The organism is Mesorhizobium japonicum MAFF 303099, from assembly GCF_000009625.1.
GTDB classification, from domain to species: domain Bacteria; phylum Pseudomonadota; class Alphaproteobacteria; order Rhizobiales; family Rhizobiaceae; genus Mesorhizobium; species Mesorhizobium japonicum.
Window position 1 is genome coordinate 3454281 of sequence record NC_002678.2, and the last position, 14789, is coordinate 3469069.

A 14789-nucleotide genomic window follows, 5' to 3' on the forward strand; every position below is an offset into this window, starting at 1 on the left:
GCTTGCATCCTTACCAAGATTTAATCCGCCACGGCCGCTTAGGCCCTGAAATTACAGCTCGCGCAGCACCGGTGCTGCCTTGTGGCCGAGCACCCGCCAGGTGCCGGCGAGGCCGATTCCGACGGTGATCACCAGCGCAAAGACGATGGTCGCCACCGCCACCTCCGGCATGAAATGCGACGGCAGGGTCATGATGCGGGCGACAATGTACCAGGCCGCGATGCCGCCGGCGGCCAGCGCGAAGATGGCGGTGGCCAATCCGATCAGCATGTATTCGAGGGAAAACGCCGTGATCAGAGTTCGCCTGGTGGCGCCGAGCGTCTTCAGCACCACCGCGTCATGGATGCGCGCCCGATTTCCCGCGGCGAGCGCGCCGGCCAGCACCAGCACCGATGCGATCAGCGCCACGCCGGCCGCCGCGCGGATCGCCGTGCCGAGCTGCCCGACCAGCCGGTTGACGACATCGAGCGCATCCTTGACCCGCACCGTCGTGACCGCGGGAAAGGCGCGGGTGACGGCATTGAGGATGCGTGCATCATCGGCCGTGGTGGCGTTCTTTTCGGTCAGCGTCGCCATCCAGCCATGCGGGGCGCCAGCGAATGCGTTGGGCGAGAACACCATGACGAAGTTGATGCCCATCGTTTCCCATTGGACCTGGCGGAAATTGGCGATCCTCGCCGTCACATTGCGGCCGAGCACATTGACGGTGACGGTGTCGCCGAGCTTCAGTCCGATCTCCTGGCCCTCATGCGCCGAGAAGGAAACCAGCGGCTCGCCGGCATAATTGTCCGGCCACCATCTGCCCTCCGTCAGCGTCGCATTTTCCGGTTGCCTGGCGTCGTAGGTCAGGCCGCGATCGCCTTTCAGCACCCAGGCGCCTTCGGCCGGCACCTTGACCTTGTCGACATCGACGCCGTTGAGCGCCATCACCCGGCCGCGCAGCATCGGCACCTTGGCCAGCGTCCCCTTTGGCGCCTCCTTGCCGATCAGAGCGGAGAACGCATCGACATCGCTGCCCTGGATGTCGACGAAGAAGAAGTTCGGCGCCCGTTCCGGCAGGCTGCCGGAGATCTGTTGCCGCAGATTGCCATCGATAAGCGCCAGCGTCACCAGGAGCGTCAGCCCGAGCCCCAGCGACAGCACCACCGATGGCGTCAGGGCGCCCGGCCGGTGGATGTTGCCGATGGCGAGCCGGAGTGCCACGAAACGCACGCGCGGGCTTTTTCTTGCCGCCCACTGCACCAGCGCACCGACGAGACGCAGCACCAGGAAGGCGAAGATAGTGGCGCCGGCGAAGATCGAGGCGATGCGCTGATCGCCGGAAAACAGGATCGCCAGCGCTGCCAGCAGCAGCGCGATGCCGAGCGCCGAAGCGACATAGACGAGGCGCGGCTGACCGCGGCCTTCGAGCCCCATCTCGCGGAACAGTGCCGTCGCGGGCACGTCGCGGGCGCGGCCGAGCGGCAGCAGCGCGAAGGCCAGCGTCACCAGCAGGCCGAACAGCGCCGCCATGGCGAGCGCGCCGGGATAGAAGCCGCCTTGCGCCGGCACTGGAATGACCGACTGGAGGGCAGCACTCGCCACGAACGGCATCAGCGCGCCGAGGACGAGGCCGAGCAAGATGCCAAGGGCGGCGATGATCAGGATCTGCACGAGATAGACGGCAAAGACGAAGCCGCCGGAAGCACCGAGGCTCTTGAAGGTGGCGATGACGCCGCGCTTGCCGTCGAGATAGGCGCGCACCGCATTGGCGACGCCGACGCCGCCGACCACCAGCGCCGTCAGCCCGACCAGCGTCAGGAATTGCGAGAAGCGTTCGATGTTGGACGACAGCGCCGGCGCCGCATTGTCGCGCGTGCGGATCGACCAGCCGGCCTCGGGAAAATCCTTCGCCGCCTGATCCTGGATGGCCTTGAGCCGCGCTTGGTCGGCGTCGGCGGGCAGCCGGACCTTGTAGGCGTTTTCCACCAGGCTGCCTGGTTGCACCAGCCCGGTGGCGGCCAGGCCTTCGGTCGAGATCATCAGCCTTGGCGCGAAGCCGAAACCCTCGGACACGGCATCCGGCTCGGTGATCAGTCTGGCGCGCAGTTCGAAGGTGGCGGTGCCGACCTTCAGCCGATCGCCGGGCTTGAGATGCAGCCTTTCGAACAACAGATCGGGCGCCGCCGCGCCAAAGACGCCGAATTCTTCGCCGAACAGTTCCCGTTTCGATAGCTTTGGTTCGGTTTCCAGCGCGCCATAGAGCGGATAGGCGTCATCGACCGCCTTGGCCTCGACCAGCGCCTGGTCCGTGCCGTCGGCCAGCCGCGCCATAGAGCGCATGCTGGCGGTGCGCGAAACGGTGCCGAGCCCAACGAGGAAGCCGCGCTCGGCCTGGCTGGCGTCGCGTTGGTTGATCTGGAAGCGAAAGTCGCCGCCAAGCAGCGTCTGGCCCTGGTCTGCGACGCCGGCGCTGATCGAGCGGGCAACCGAATTGACGCCGCCGATCGCCGCGACGCCAAGCGCGATGCAGGCGAGGAAGATCATAAAGCCGGACAGGCCGCCACGCATCTCCCTGAGCGAGAAGCGGACCGCTAGCTTCAGCGTCTGCGCCATCGGCATCAGGCGGTGACCTTCAGGGGCGCCGGCGCTTCAATCCGGCCCGAGCGCATCGAGACCTGGCGCGAACAGCGTGCCGCGAGCGCCGGATCGTGGGTGACCAGCACCAGCGTCATGCCGCGTTCGGCTGCCTTGGCGAACAAAAGGTCGGCGACCTGTCGCCCTGTCGCCTGGTCGAGATTGCCGGTCGGCTCGTCGGCGATGAGGATGCGCGGCGACGCCGCCAGCGCCCGGGCGATCGCCACGCGCTGCTGCTCGCCACCGGAGAGTTCGCCGGGATAATGGGTGACGCGGTCGCTCAGGCCCACCGCCGCCAGTTCCCGCGCCGCCACGGAAAACGGATCGGCATGACCGGCCAATTCCAGCGGCACGGCGACATTCTCGAGCGCCGTCATGTTGGGGATGAGGTGGAAGGACTGGAAGACGATGCCAATGTTTCGGCCACGAAACGAAGCAATCTGATCCTCGCTTTTGCCATTGAGCAATTCGCCGGCGATTCGTACCGTACCCGAATCGACCCGTTCCAGGCCTGCCAGAACCATCAGCAGTGTCGACTTGCCCGACCCCGAAGGACCGACAATACCGGTCGCCTCGCCGCGCGCCACTTCGAGGCTGACGCCCTTCAGCACGTGGACCGACGAAGCGCCCTCGCCCAGCGTCAGGGATACGTCTTTCAGCGCGATGACGGCTTCTGTCATAATGAAAGTGTCCTATATGGAACGTGAAGGCTCTGTTTGCCGGAAGCCGTCGCCCGGAAGAATCCTTTGGTCATATGGGGCCTGCCGCATGTCTTTCAAACGCCAGATAGCCGCAGGCTTGATCCTTTTCCTCGCCCTTTGCGGCGCCATTTCGTCGGCGCGGGCCGAACCCTTCAAGATCGTCGGCTTCGGCGACAGCCTGACGGCGGGATACGGTCTCGGGCCCGGCGAGGGTTTTACCGACAAGCTCCAGGCCGCACTTCGGGCCAAAGGCCGTGATGTCACCGTCGCCAATGCCGGTGTTTCCGGCGACACCACCAGCGGCGGCCTGGCGCGGCTCGACTGGTCGGTGCCGGACGGAACCCGGCTGGTCATCCTCGAACTCGGCGCCAACGACATGCTGCGCGGCGTTTTGCCCGATATCGCCAGGAAGAACCTCGACGAGATGCTGGCCAGGCTCAAGCAGCGCAAGATCGCCGTGCTTCTGGCCGGCATGCGCGCCGCGCCCAATCTCGGCGCCGATTACCAGACCGCCTTCGACGCCATCTTCCCGGAGCTGGCGAAGAAATACGATGTCGCACTCTACCCGTTCTTCCTCGATGGCGTCGCCGGCCAGCCCGGCATGCAGCTCGAGGATGGCCTGCATCCGAGCGCCAAAGGGGTCGACCTGATGGTCGAGCGCATCCTGCCGACGGTCGAGAAGGCCATTGCGGCGGTGCCCGGAGGCGCGTGAGGCCGGCCGGAACCGCTTTCCGTTAGGGAAATTTTTAGCAAAGACTGTGACCAATAAACCTCTTGCTCCGTTCGACTATCGATGATTCGCTATAGGTGACAGTTCGATTCGAGGAAGGGAGGCTCTTCATGCCGCGTCTTTTCACCGCCCTCGAAATTCCGCGTGATGCTGCCCTTTCGCTGTCCCTGCTCCGGGGCGGCCTGCCCGGGGCCCGCTGGATCGATGTCGAAAACTACCATCTGACGCTGCGCTTCATTGGCGATGTCGAGGGCCATGTCGCCGACGAGATCGCCAATGCGCTCGACCGCGTCCACCGCCCGTCCTTCTCGCTGACCCTGTCCGGTGTCGGCGCTTTCGGCCAGAAAAAGCCGCATGCGGTCTGGGCCGGAGCGTCCGCCTCGCCCGACCTGGCCGCACTTCAGGGCGAGATCGAGCGCATCTGCCAGCGGCTCGGCATTCCCGCCGATCCGCGCAAATTCATGCCGCATGTCACACTGGCGCGGCTGCGCAATTCGAGCCCGCTGGATGTCGCGCAATATCTGTCGGCGCGCGGCAATTTCTCGACATTGCCCTTCCGCATCGGTCGCTTCGTTCTGATGTCGTCGCGCGATTCGGTTGGCGGCGGCCCCTATATCGTCGAGGAAGCCTGGCCGCTGTCCGGCAACGATACCCGCGCCGCCAGCCGCGTCGCCAGCGCCTCCGACGCCTCGCGGATCATGCGGTAGACCTCGGCAAAGGCCTCCGGCCCGTCATAATAGGGATCGGGCACGTCACGCGCCTGTCCGTGCGCGAATTCTAAAAACAGATGCACCCGGTCCCGCGCGGGCGCCAGCGCCTTGAGGTCGGCGACGTTCGAGCGGTCCATGCCGAGGATCAGGTCGAAACGGGAGAAATCCTCACGCAGGACCTTGCGTGCTCTCTGTCCGGAAATGTCGATGCCGTGACGCATCGCGACCGCGATCGAGCGTGGATCGGGCGCCGAGCCGACCTCCCAGCCGCTGGTGGCGGCTGAATCGAGCAGCATATGGCGGCCCTGGCCTCGCTCGGCCCAGACGGTGCGAAAGACGCCCTCGGCCAGCGGCGAGCGGCAGATGTTGCCGAGGCAGACAAACAGAATGGAATTTATCGGCTTTATGCTCATGCGATATGCGCCGTTTGTGCATTTGGAACCCCAAAACCGCAAGGCACTTCGGGGCGACTTGCACTATGGTGAGGGTCAAATTCGAAATAGCACGGGAAATCATCATGACGAGAGAAAAACTCAGCAAGGACGCCATCACCGCTGCCCTTGCCGAACTCGGCGACTGGTCGCTGGCCACGGACGGCGCCTCGATCAAGCGCAGCTTCGTCTTCAGGAATTTCTCCGAAGCCTTCGCCTTCATGACCCGCGTCGCGCTGGCCGCCGAGAAGATGGACCATCATCCCGACTGGTCGAATGTCTACAAGACCGTCGACGTGACGCTGAACACCCATGACGCCGGCGGCGTCACGGCGCTCGACATCGCGCTGGCCAAGAAGATGAACCACTATTTCGGCGGCTGAGTGTACGCCTGGCCGTAAGCGGCGAGCCCAAATCGGCACCGGCATCTTGCAGCCGGGTCCGGCTTTCACCACATTTCGCCTCGCGAGGCATGCGCCAGGACGCGCGTGAGACCCGCAAGGAGTGATGGATGGCGCAACAACCCGGTTTTGATTTCTTCGGCTTCGGCGACAGGCTGGGCGGCGAGGGCGAAGTGCGCGAGAAATTCTGGCGCACGGCCAAGAAGGCCGCGCGGCAGATCCCGTTCATGGAAGAGGTCGTCGCCGCCTATTACTGCGCCATGGACAAGAACACGCCGCTGCGCGCCAAGGGCATATTGGTGGCCGCGCTCGGTTATTTCGTCCTGCCGGTGGACCTCATCCCCGACTTTATCTTCGGCCTCGGTTTCACCGACGACATCGCCGTGCTGACCGCCGCGATCACCGCCGTCAGCGCGCACATCACGCCGGCACATCGCCAAGCCGCCAGGGACGCCATAGCCGACAAGGGCTGAGCCGGTACGGCGCAAGGAATGGCGCGAGGCTCAGGCGCTGCGGCCGATCAAATCCACCGTCGCACCCGCACCCTGTAGGCACGATACGCATCGCCGAATTTCCGTTCCAGGTAGCGCTCTTCCGGCGCTATGACGCCGGTGTTGATCACCCACAGCAGCGGGATGACCAGCACGATGGTCCAAAAACTTGCCGCTGCGACGCCCAGACCCAGATAGACGAGGAAGGCTCCCAGATAGAACGGGTTCCTGGTTCGCCGGTAGATGCCGTCGACGACCAGCGCCGTGGTTGGCAGGGTTGGAGGAATGTTGGTGCCAGCGGCGTTGAAGCGCCCCGCCGCCATGAGATGATGACGAAGCCGCACGCCGCGAGCGCGGCCTCACCCAGATAGCGGGCGGGCCCGCCCAGGTCCGGGAGCGAAATGACCGCCTCGAGAACCGTTGCCGCCGCCAGGAAGCCCAGAAAGATCAGAGGCGGCAGCGCGATCACTCCAGCCACGTCGGATGCGCCCGATCCGTCCGCAGCCTCCCGACCGTTGGTCATCGCCCGGACGGCAACACGAATGCCGAACGCGATCGACAGGACGGCAGTGCCGCCCGCCAGGATCAGGACCGTCTCGGAAATGGCCATGCCCGAAATCTCCCGTGCACCCCCAATGAGACGCCCGGCCGAGCGCCTTGGAAGCGTAGGCGGGCATCCTACTGGCCGGAGGGAAATCCGTCACGTGTCTCGCAAGCAGAACGGCTGGAGGAGCTGGTTTGAAAAGTCAAACTCTTGCCGCTTTCGTGGCCTCCAAGTCGCCGCAGGGACGTCGCGCCGGCCGCTGACAAGGCGGCGGCGCGGGAATGGCGGCGGTTTCCTGGGGTGAGCGTCCTTTTCTTGAGGGAAATTCACCGTTTGGTAACCCAGATTAAATCAAAATGAAGCGACGGCAGGACGCCATGCGGCCCGCCCCCGCACCATTTGGAATACGGGAAAGACGATGCGCGGATTGATAGCACTAGTTTCGAGTCTGGTCCTGGTGGCCTCGGCAGCGCCCGTTCTGGCGCAGCAGGCGACCAAGATCGGCCAGCACAATGCCTGGGGCACCTACAGCTACCAGGCATCGGGCGGCAAGGTCTGCTACGTGCTCACCGTGCCGACCGACAAGCAGCCGCCGACGCTCGACCATGGCGACATGTTCTTCTTCGTCAGCCAGCGTCCCGGCCAGCAGGTGTCCTACGAGCCGCAATTCATCGCCGGCTACAATTTCCAGGAAGGCTCCAAGGCCACTGTCACCATCGACAAGAAGTCCTTCTCGATGTTCACGCGCGGCAAGTCGGCCTGGGTCGAGAACGCCGCCGAGGAGCCGGTGCTGATCGCCGCCATGAAGACCGGCACCGACATGAAGGTGACGGCGAAGTCCGGCCGCGGCAACCCCACCTCCTATGTCTTCTCGCTGAAGGGCATTTCGGCGGCGTTGTCGTCGATCGCCAAGTGCAAATAGGCAAAACATCGTTTTGAAGCGAAAGGGCCGGGCCGCAAAGCTCGGCCCTTTGCTTTTTCAGACCTGACCTGTCTCCGCCCGCCGCCGCCGGATCGCCTCGGCGATGAAGACGCGCGACAGCGCATGATAGAGCGGCTCGTGCGAGATCATGCGCGCCGTGCCGTAGCCCAGCATCGAGGCCAGCATCAGCGCGATGACATTGTCGTGATTGCCGGTCATTTCCAGGATGATGACGAAGGCCGTCATCGGCGCCTGCACGACGCCGGCGAAATAGCCGGCCATGCCGAGCAGCGCCGCAGCCCCCGCGCTGGCGCCGAACAGCAGCCCGAGCGAACTGCCGATGCCGGCGCCGACCGCCAGCGACGGCGCGAAGATGCCGCCGGGAATGCCCGAGACCATCGACAGCAGCCCGGCCAGGAATTTTTCGGCAAAGAAGAACCATGGCAGCGGCGTGCCTTCGACAGCGCCGCGCGCCTGCGCGTAGCCGGTGCCGAAGGTCAGCCCGCCCGAGGCGATGCCGATCACCGCCACGCCGAGCCCGCAGACAGCCGCCACCAGCAAGGCGCGCGCCAAAGGCTGCTGCGTGTGCCAGCGGCGGATCCGCCGTGTGATCTTCAGCGCCAGCAGCGAGAACAGCGCGCCGAAGCCGCCGCCGATGATGCCGCAACCAAGCACCAGCGGCCAGTCGGCGGCAAACGCGATCGTCTCCTTCGAGACGCCGAAATAGGTGTAGTTGCCGAGCAGGCCGAGCGAGGCAAGGCCGGCCAGGATCACCGCCGTCAGCACCAGCCCGTTGGTGCGCGCCTCATAGGTGCGGCCCATCTCCTCGATGGCGAAGACGATGCCGGCCAGCGGCGTGTTGAAGGCGGCGGCAATGCCTGCGGCCGAGCCGGCCAGGATCAGGCCGCGCGCCTGGGCCATGCCGCCCCAGCGCGCCGCCTGCAGCATCAGCGAGGCGCCGACCTGCACGGTCGGCCCCTCGCGGCCGATGGAAGCGCCGCAGAACAGGCCGACGATGGTGAGCGCGATCTTGCCCGCCGCCAGCCGCAGCGACAGAAGGTGGCTGCGATCGTCGTCATCGCGCAGATGGCGCGCGGCGATCGCCTGCGGAATGCCGCTGCCTTGCGAACCCGGGAAGAAGGCGCGGGCGAGCCAGGCGCATAGGACAAAGCCGAGCGGGGTGATCGCAAGCGGCAGATAGAAGCGCCGGCCGCCGCCATCGCCGATCATCATATGGAACAGCGCCTGCGCCTTGTCGGCCAGCACCGCGAACAGCACGCTGATGACACCGATCGAGACCGCGCCGGCCCAGAACACCAGCCGCGGCTGCCACACACGCCGCGAGCCCCACATCGCCCGCGAGCGCCGCAGCATGGGATATTTTCGCGATGTACCGGCCATGTCTGTCCTCGCGGTGAATGCCCAGCCCTAGCACAGGCATGAGGTCGATCAAGCCTGCGAGGTCAGGCCGTCACACGCGAGCTAAATGACGGGGAGCGGGAAACAAAGTCCGGCGAAATTGGACTCGTATCAGAATGACTCGCCGGCGTGGCGCCGGCGAGTCTCGATCGTGACAGGTCCAGTCCTACATGGCCATTTTTTCACATTCGGCCTGAGCCTTCTTGGTCGACGTATCGATCATGAAGGCTTTGCCCTTGGCGTCGGTCATCATCATCATGCAGTGCTTGATCGGCTTTGCCATCTTCATCATCTCGGCGCCCATCTTTGCATCCGGCATCATGGTGCCCATGTGCCCGTCCGGCATGATCGCCATCACTTCTCCGCCCTTCATCATGGTCATCGTGCCCATTGCGTCTTCAGCAAATGCCTGTGAGGCGGAAAGGCCGACGACGCCGACGAGGCCGGCAATGACGGCGAACTTGATAGAGTTCATTCTGCATACTCCCATTTTGTAGAGGCATGGTTGCCCCATTCAGACTTCGAAGGCGCGATGGGAATCGTTACGCGAACACGACCATGTGATCGGCTCCTTTGCAGCGGGAACATGGGCAAGGCAGCGGACAATCGTAGCGGGCTGTCGGCCGGCGGTTGTATTTCCCCGGCATGACTCTGCCCTCAACCTGTGCTATGCGCCGCGCTTCAGTTCCCGGCACGATGGATGAAATCGGCCGCAAACCGCTTATATCAGTGCGATCATGACCCTTTCCTTCGACCTCACCACTGAAGGTGCCCGTGACGCGTTGCGCGCCCGCGCCGCGCCCGAGAAGCCGTCGCTGATCGGCCTGACGCGCGCCGAGCTTGGCGAGGCGCTGGTCGCGTCCGGCATCGTGCCGGAGCGCCAGGCCAAGATGCGCGCCCAGCAGCTCTGGCACTGGATGTATGTGCGCGGCGTTTCCGACTTCGCCGGCATGTTCAACATCTCCAAGGACCTGCGCGCCGAGCTCGACAAGCATTTCACCGTTGCCCGTCCCGAAATCGTCGAGGAGCAGATCTCTTCCGACGGGACCCGCAAATGGCTGTTCCGCTTTCCGCCGCGCGGCGCCGGCCGGCCGGTCGAGATCGAGACCGTCTACATCCCCGAGGAAGGCCGCGGCACGCTCTGCATCTCCTCTCAGGTCGGCTGCACGCTGACCTGCTCGTTCTGCCACACAGGCACGCAGAAACTGGTGCGCAACCTCACCACTGAGGAAATCCTTGCCCAGCTGCTCACCGCCCGCGACCGGCTGGGCGACTTCCCCGACCGCGACACGCCGGACGGCGCCATCGTGCCGGCCGAGGGACGCAAGGTGTCCAACATCGTCATGATGGGCATGGGCGAACCGCTCTACAATTTCGAGGCGGTGAAGAAGGCGCTGCTGATCGCTTCCGACGGCGACGGGCTTTCCCTGTCGAAGCGCCGCATCACACTGTCGACCTCCGGCGTCGTGCCCGAGATTTTCCGCACCGGCGAGGAGATCGGCGTCATGCTGGCGATCTCGCTGCATGCCACCAATGACGATCTGCGTGACCTTTTGGTGCCGATCAACAAGAAGTATCCGCTGAAGGAGCTGATTGCCGCCTGCCGCGCCTATCCCGGCCTGTCGAACGCCAAGCGCATCACTTTCGAATATGTGATGCTGAAGGACGTCAACGATTCCATCGAGGACGCCAAGGGCCTGATCAAGCTGCTCAAGGGCATTCCGGCCAAGATCAATCTGATCCCGTTCAACCCGTGGCCGGGCACCAACTACCAGTGCTCGGACTGGGAGACGATCGAGAAATTCGCCGACTACATCAACAATGCCGGCTATGCCTCGCCGATCCGCACACCGCGCGGCCGCGACATCCTCGCCGCCTGCGGCCAGCTGAAATCGGAATCCGAGCGCATGCGAAAAGTGGACCGGCTGGCGCTGGAAGCCATGATGATCGCGGGGCACGGGGAGGCGTGAGCCGTCTCGTCGCCGGGGTCAAACGCATCGCCATCATAGCCGTCGGTTATATCGCCGGTGTGCTGACCTCGATCCTGGTGCCCGTCCTGCTGATCACACTGCTGGAGGGCATCGAATACGGCAACTGGTCCCTGGTTTTCACCTTCGACTGGCTGGGGTCCTTCCCGCTCGCCGTGCTGACGGTGGCGGTCTGCGCGCTGCTGATCGTCGGCCCCGCGATCCTGGTCGCTGAATGGCTGTCGCTGCGGGGATGGTTCTATTTCGCGGTCACGGGCGCGATCACCTCCATCGCCTTTGGCGTTCTTGTCCCGGGCTCGGCCGGAGGCTTTGTCTTCAATCCGGGCTTTCTCGGCTTCCTGGCCACGGCCGGCACCGTCGCCGGTTCGGTCTACTGGCTCCTGGCCGGGCGCAGGTCCGGCCGTCTGATGCCGCGAGATCCCGGATGACCCGTCTCGTCGCCTATCTCGTTCGCCTTGCCATGATCCTGTTCGGCTATGCCGTCGCCTCGCTGGCGGCGAGCGCCTTCCTCAACGTCCTGTTCCTGGCCTCGCTCGGCTACACGCCTGACCACACGCACCCGACGGCGACGGCTTCGCTGTATTTCTCGATTCCCTTCGTCGCCCTGTTCGTTGCCTATTTCGCCTTCCTGCCGGCGGTGATCGTCATCCTGGTCGCCGAAATCCTCGGCCGGCGCGACTGGCTGTACTATGCGCTGGCGGGTGCGGTGGTGGCGACCGTCTTCCTCGGCCTGGTCGACCACGCCCAAGAGTCCACCTTCGCGATCACCGACACCAGCGCCATCATGGCGGTGATCGGCGGCGGCATGGTCGGCGGCATCTTCTACTGGCTGAGCGCCGGGCGCTGGGCCGGAAGCTGGTGGAAGGACGAGAGCGCCTCTACTTCGCCTGGGCCGTCAGGATCTTGAGCGCGAAGGCTGAGAACACGCCGGCGAAGAGATAGTCGACCACCCGCGTGACGCGCGGGCTGGCCTTCATCGCCGCGGAGAATTTCTCTGCCGCCAGCACCATCGGCGCCGTCACCGGGATCGACAGCACGATGAACATCAAGCCCAGGAAGAACAGCTTGCCCGGCGCGTGCGGATCATGCGCGGAGACGAATTGCGGCAGGAAGGTCATGAAGAACAGGATGATCTTCGGGTTGAGCAAATTGACGCCGAGCCCGGCCGCCCAGCTGCGCAGCAGCGAGATTTGCGGGCCTGTCTTCTTCTCCGGCGAAAAGGCCGAGCCCTTGGCGATGGCCTGCCAGGCCAGGAAGACGAGATAGCCGGCGCCAAAGATCTTCAGCACGAAGAAGGCCATCGGCGAGGCGACGATCAGCGCCGAGACCCCGACCACCACCAGCGTGGTGTGGATCAGCGTGCCGCACAGCGCGCCCGCCATCGAGGCAAAGCCGGTGGCGCGCCCCTGGCTCAGCGTGCGCGAAACGAACAGGGTCATGTCCGGCCCGGGCGTGATCGCCAGGATGACCGTGGCGATGGCGAACTGGATCAGCGTGGCGGTGTCGGGAATGAAGGACATGGCAGGCCCCAGGGAACGCGTAGGCCTATACAGGATGCGGTGTGACGGCGCCAGACAAAGCATTGATCCAGCATGGCAATCGCTTCGGCAACTACAGTTCCCGCTCGTGGCGGCGAGCGTCAGCCGATGGCTACTCGCATCCTCACAGGCACCTCGAAGGTGGGTGCACCGGTGTCAGCACCGCTGATGAGCCCGATCTGATCGATCGGCTTGGGCCGGCCGAGGAAATAGCCTTGCGCCTCGTTGCAGCCTTCGACCTGCAGGATGGTGAGCTGGACATGGGTCTCGACACCTTCGGCAAGCACGGGAATGTCGAGGCTGCGCCCCAGCGTCAGCACGGCGCGAATGATCGCCTTGGCCTGCGGGCTGCGCTCGACATCGGCCATGAAGGAGCGATCGAGCTTGATCTTGTCGAATGGGAACGAGCGCAGCGTGTCGAGCGAGGAATAGCCAGTGCCGAAATCGTCGATCGCGATCGTCACGCCCAGCGCCTTGATCTGGCGCAGCACGTGCAGCGTGCGCACCTTGTCGGCGACGATCGTCGATTCGGTCAGCTCGAGCTCGAGACGCTTCGGCGACAGGCCGGTCTCGACCAGGATCTGATGGACGAGCGTGGCGAGATCGGCATGGGCGAACTGCACCGGCGACAGATTGACCGCGATCTTGTGGCCATTGTCCCAGGAGGCGGCCTGGCGGCATGCGGTGCGCAGCACCCATTCGCCGATCGCCAGGATGGAACCGTTCTCTTCGGCGATCGGAATGAATTCGGCGGGCGGGATCATGCCGTGCACGGGATGGGTCCAGCGCAGCAACGCCTCGTAGCCGCACGTGGCGCCGGTCTGCACCGAGGTCTGCACCTGATAGTGCAGCGAGAGCTCGCCCCGGTCGATTGCCTGGCGAAGGTCGGTGGCCAGCGCCCGGCGCGCCCGCGCCGTCTCGTCCATCGCCGATTCGTAGAAGCAGACGGCCCGCGTCACGTCGTTCTTGGCTCGGTACATGGCCAGATCCGCATTGCTGACCAGCCTCTCCCGGTCGGCCCCGTCCCGCGGATAGACGGCAACGCCGATGCTGGCGCCGGTGACGGTCTCGAAATCGTCGATCCGCAACGGCTCGAACAATGATTTCTCCAGCCGCGACACCAGGCCGAGCAGGTCGTTCTGGTCCTTGAAGCGCTTGATGGCGGCAAATTCGTCGCCGCCCAGCCGGGCGACGAACTCGCCGTCGCCGGTCAGCTTCGCCAGCCTGCGGGCAATGATCTTGAGCGCCTGGTCGCCGGCGGCGTGTCCCCTGAGGTCGTTGATTTCCTTGAACCGGTCGAGGTCGATGACGATGACGGCGGTCATCGTGTCCTGATGCTCGCGCGCCCGCTCGATCTCATGGTCGAGGCGGTCGTTGAAGGAGACCCGGTTGGCAAGGCCGGTAAGCGAGTCGTTGAGGGCAAGATGCTGCAGCCGCTCGAAGCTTTCGAGCCGACCGCGTTCGTCGATCAGATAGCTGGCGAAGCCGGTGGCGGCGACGATCAGCCCGGCCACGGCGACCGCGACGGCCATCGCTTCCAGGATATCGGGATTGGTCCCCGTGGTGATGAAGGAAAGCGGCGTCACCGCCACCGCCGCCATCGCGGTGAAATGCAGGCCGACGATCGCCAGCACCAGAAGCCCGATGCCGACATAGTGCGACCAGCGGTACGGCCGGCGCATCGCATGGCCGACCGCCACGGAGGAGAATGCCATCGCGATCAGCACGGAAGCGACGACGTAGAAGGCGTCCCATTCGACGATGCCGGCCACGTGATAGGCCATCATGCCGGTATAGTGCATGGCCGAGATCGCCAGCCCGACAAGGCATCCGCCCCATTCCGGCGCCAGGCCGCGGCCTTTGTCGAGCGCCAGACCGAAGCCCGCCCCGGTTCCGACCATGGCGATGACCAGGGAGATCATGGTGAACGCCGGATCGAAGGTGATCGGCGCGCCGGGCTGATAGGCCAGCATGGCGATGAAATGCGTGCACCAGATCGAGGAACCGGCCGCGACCGCGGTCAGGAAAAGCCATCCCCGCATCTGCACGCCAACGGTTTTCCTCGCGCGGTCCAGGAGGCCGATCGTCACCCAGCAACCGGTGACGCACATCAGCGCCGCCAGCAGGACGAGCCACAGATTATGCTCCGTGACGATGCATGAAATGACGCGCATCAGGAATGGTCCAAGCCCGAGACACCCGCAACGAGCAGGCAAAAGCCGCTTCGCCACGGTTGCGTGGCCAGGGCAATTCTGTGTCGCTGGTTTAGCGGCAGGACGTGAAAACTTGCTTAAATCC

The 14789-nt window shown here is 64.9% G+C and carries 16 protein-coding genes; 8 read left to right on the forward strand and 8 right to left on the reverse strand.

The genetic code is table 11. The annotated features are described in order from the left end of the window. Positions 1–51: 51 nt before the first annotated feature. Together MAFF_RS17960 and MAFF_RS17965 are read right to left on the reverse strand one after the other, a co-directional pair. A complete protein-coding gene (locus tag MAFF_RS17960; protein WP_010912365.1) occupies positions 52–2601 on the reverse strand; it encodes an ABC transporter permease in 2550 nt (849 codons plus the stop codon). Then, the gene (locus MAFF_RS17965; protein ID WP_010912366.1) at positions 2601–3296 is read right to left on the reverse strand and encodes an ABC transporter ATP-binding protein; all 696 of its coding nucleotides are present in this window, start codon (positions 3294–3296) and stop codon (positions 2601–2603) included. The genes MAFF_RS17960 and MAFF_RS17965 overlap by 1 nt, the downstream gene beginning before the upstream one ends. An 88-nt stretch (positions 3297–3384) precedes the next feature. On the opposite strand from MAFF_RS17965, the gene MAFF_RS17970 reads away from it, so the two are divergent. Both MAFF_RS17970 and thpR read left to right on the forward strand, forming a co-directional pair. Next, positions 3385–4029: an arylesterase gene (locus MAFF_RS17970; RefSeq protein ID WP_032932275.1), complete on the forward strand. Its 645-nt coding sequence runs from the start codon at positions 3385–3387 to the stop codon at positions 4027–4029. A 128-nt stretch (positions 4030–4157) separates the two neighbouring features. Beyond that, positions 4158–4754 carry an RNA 2',3'-cyclic phosphodiesterase gene (gene thpR, locus MAFF_RS17975; RefSeq protein WP_010912368.1) on the forward strand — a complete coding sequence of 199 codons (597 nt, stop codon included), beginning with the start codon at positions 4158–4160 and terminating at the stop codon, positions 4752–4754. Here thpR and MAFF_RS37780 read toward each other — a convergent pair. Continuing rightward, positions 4658–5170, reverse strand: coding sequence for a low molecular weight protein-tyrosine-phosphatase (locus MAFF_RS37780; RefSeq protein ID WP_010912369.1), 513 nt, complete (start codon positions 5168–5170; stop codon positions 4658–4660). The two genes, thpR and MAFF_RS37780, sit on opposite strands and share 97 nt — an antisense overlap. Before the next feature lie 104 nt (positions 5171–5274). On the opposite strand from MAFF_RS37780, the gene MAFF_RS17985 reads away from it, so the two are divergent. Together MAFF_RS17985 and MAFF_RS17990 are read left to right on the forward strand one after the other, a co-directional pair. Beyond that, positions 5275–5571 (forward strand): 4a-hydroxytetrahydrobiopterin dehydratase, encoded by a 297-nt coding sequence (locus tag MAFF_RS17985; RefSeq protein ID WP_010912370.1) that lies wholly within the window; start codon positions 5275–5277, stop codon positions 5569–5571. A 128-nt stretch (positions 5572–5699) separates the two neighbouring features. Next, positions 5700–6062 carry a YkvA family protein gene (locus tag MAFF_RS17990; protein ID WP_010912371.1) on the forward strand — a complete coding sequence of 121 codons (363 nt, stop codon included), beginning with the start codon at positions 5700–5702 and terminating at the stop codon, positions 6060–6062. Between the two features lie 47 nt (positions 6063–6109). On the opposite strand, the gene MAFF_RS17995 is transcribed toward MAFF_RS17990, so the two are convergent. Then, complete coding sequence (locus tag MAFF_RS17995; RefSeq protein WP_010912372.1) at positions 6110–6424, reverse strand: methyltransferase family protein; 315 nt, start codon at positions 6422–6424, stop codon at positions 6110–6112. Positions 6425–7042: 618 nt separating this feature from the next. Between MAFF_RS17995 and MAFF_RS18000 the strand changes: the two genes are divergently transcribed. Further along, positions 7043–7546 carry an invasion associated locus B family protein gene (locus MAFF_RS18000; RefSeq protein ID WP_010912373.1) on the forward strand — a complete coding sequence of 168 codons (504 nt, stop codon included), beginning with the start codon at positions 7043–7045 and terminating at the stop codon, positions 7544–7546. Between the two features lie 57 nt (positions 7547–7603). Here MAFF_RS18000 and MAFF_RS18005 read toward each other — a convergent pair whose 3' ends face one another. Then, a complete protein-coding gene (locus MAFF_RS18005; protein WP_010912374.1) occupies positions 7604–8947 on the reverse strand; it encodes a chloride channel protein in 1344 nt (447 codons plus the stop codon). A 184-nt stretch (positions 8948–9131) separates the two neighbouring features. Next, positions 9132–9440 (reverse strand): hypothetical protein, encoded by a 309-nt coding sequence (locus MAFF_RS18010; protein ID WP_044548482.1) that lies wholly within the window; start codon positions 9438–9440, stop codon positions 9132–9134. Positions 9441–9702: 262 nt separating this feature from the next. Here MAFF_RS18010 and rlmN point away from each other — a divergent pair, with 262 nt between their 5' ends. From rlmN to MAFF_RS18025, 3 genes are read left to right on the forward strand one after another with little or no spacing between them, the layout of a single operon-like run. Next, positions 9703–10935, forward strand: a complete 1233-nt coding sequence (gene rlmN, locus MAFF_RS18015; protein ID WP_010912376.1) for a 23S rRNA (adenine(2503)-C(2))-methyltransferase RlmN — start codon at positions 9703–9705, stop codon at positions 10933–10935. Further along, complete coding sequence (locus MAFF_RS18020) at positions 10932–11381, forward strand: hypothetical protein (protein ID WP_032932280.1); 450 nt, start codon at positions 10932–10934, stop codon at positions 11379–11381. Before rlmN ends, MAFF_RS18020 begins: the two co-directional genes overlap by 4 nt. Further along, positions 11378–11860, forward strand: coding sequence for a hypothetical protein (locus MAFF_RS18025; RefSeq protein ID WP_010912378.1), 483 nt, complete (start codon positions 11378–11380; stop codon positions 11858–11860). The genes MAFF_RS18020 and MAFF_RS18025 overlap by 4 nt, the downstream gene beginning before the upstream one ends. Here MAFF_RS18025 and MAFF_RS18030 read toward each other — a convergent pair. Continuing rightward, a complete protein-coding gene (locus MAFF_RS18030; RefSeq protein WP_010912379.1) occupies positions 11832–12473 on the reverse strand; it encodes a LysE family translocator in 642 nt (213 codons plus the stop codon). The genes MAFF_RS18025 and MAFF_RS18030 overlap by 29 nt on opposite strands. Positions 12474–12592: 119 nt before the next feature. Further along, complete coding sequence (locus MAFF_RS18035) at positions 12593–14665, reverse strand: putative bifunctional diguanylate cyclase/phosphodiesterase (protein ID WP_244420806.1); 2073 nt, start codon at positions 14663–14665, stop codon at positions 12593–12595. Positions 14666–14789 lie beyond the last annotated feature (124 nt).

Coding starts and splice junctions, on each gene's coding strand:
- MAFF_RS17960 (WP_010912365.1), bottom strand. CDS start 2,601: ATGCCGATGGCGCAGACGCTGAAGCTAGCGGTCCGCTTCTCGCTCAGG.
- MAFF_RS17965 (WP_010912366.1), bottom strand. CDS start 3,296: ATGACAGAAGCCGTCATCGCGCTGAAAGACGTATCCCTGACGCTGGGC.
- MAFF_RS17970 (WP_032932275.1), top strand. CDS start 3,385: ATGTCTTTCAAACGCCAGATAGCCGCAGGCTTGATCCTTTTCCTCGCC.
- thpR (WP_010912368.1), top strand. CDS start 4,158: ATGCCGCGTCTTTTCACCGCCCTCGAAATTCCGCGTGATGCTGCCCTT.
- MAFF_RS37780 (WP_010912369.1), bottom strand. CDS start 5,170: ATGAGCATAAAGCCGATAAATTCCATTCTGTTTGTCTGCCTCGGCAAC.
- MAFF_RS17985 (WP_010912370.1), top strand. CDS start 5,275: ATGACGAGAGAAAAACTCAGCAAGGACGCCATCACCGCTGCCCTTGCC.
- MAFF_RS17990 (WP_010912371.1), top strand. CDS start 5,700: ATGGCGCAACAACCCGGTTTTGATTTCTTCGGCTTCGGCGACAGGCTG.
- MAFF_RS18000 (WP_010912373.1), top strand. CDS start 7,043: ATGCGCGGATTGATAGCACTAGTTTCGAGTCTGGTCCTGGTGGCCTCG.
- MAFF_RS18005 (WP_010912374.1), bottom strand. CDS start 8,947: ATGGCCGGTACATCGCGAAAATATCCCATGCTGCGGCGCTCGCGGGCG.
- MAFF_RS18010 (WP_044548482.1), bottom strand. CDS start 9,440: ATGAACTCTATCAAGTTCGCCGTCATTGCCGGCCTCGTCGGCGTCGTC.
- rlmN (WP_010912376.1), top strand. CDS start 9,703: ATGACCCTTTCCTTCGACCTCACCACTGAAGGTGCCCGTGACGCGTTG.
- MAFF_RS18025 (WP_010912378.1), top strand. CDS start 11,378: ATGACCCGTCTCGTCGCCTATCTCGTTCGCCTTGCCATGATCCTGTTC.
- MAFF_RS18030 (WP_010912379.1), bottom strand. CDS start 12,473: ATGTCCTTCATTCCCGACACCGCCACGCTGATCCAGTTCGCCATCGCC.
- MAFF_RS18035 (WP_244420806.1), bottom strand. CDS start 14,665: ATGCGCGTCATTTCATGCATCGTCACGGAGCATAATCTGTGGCTCGTC.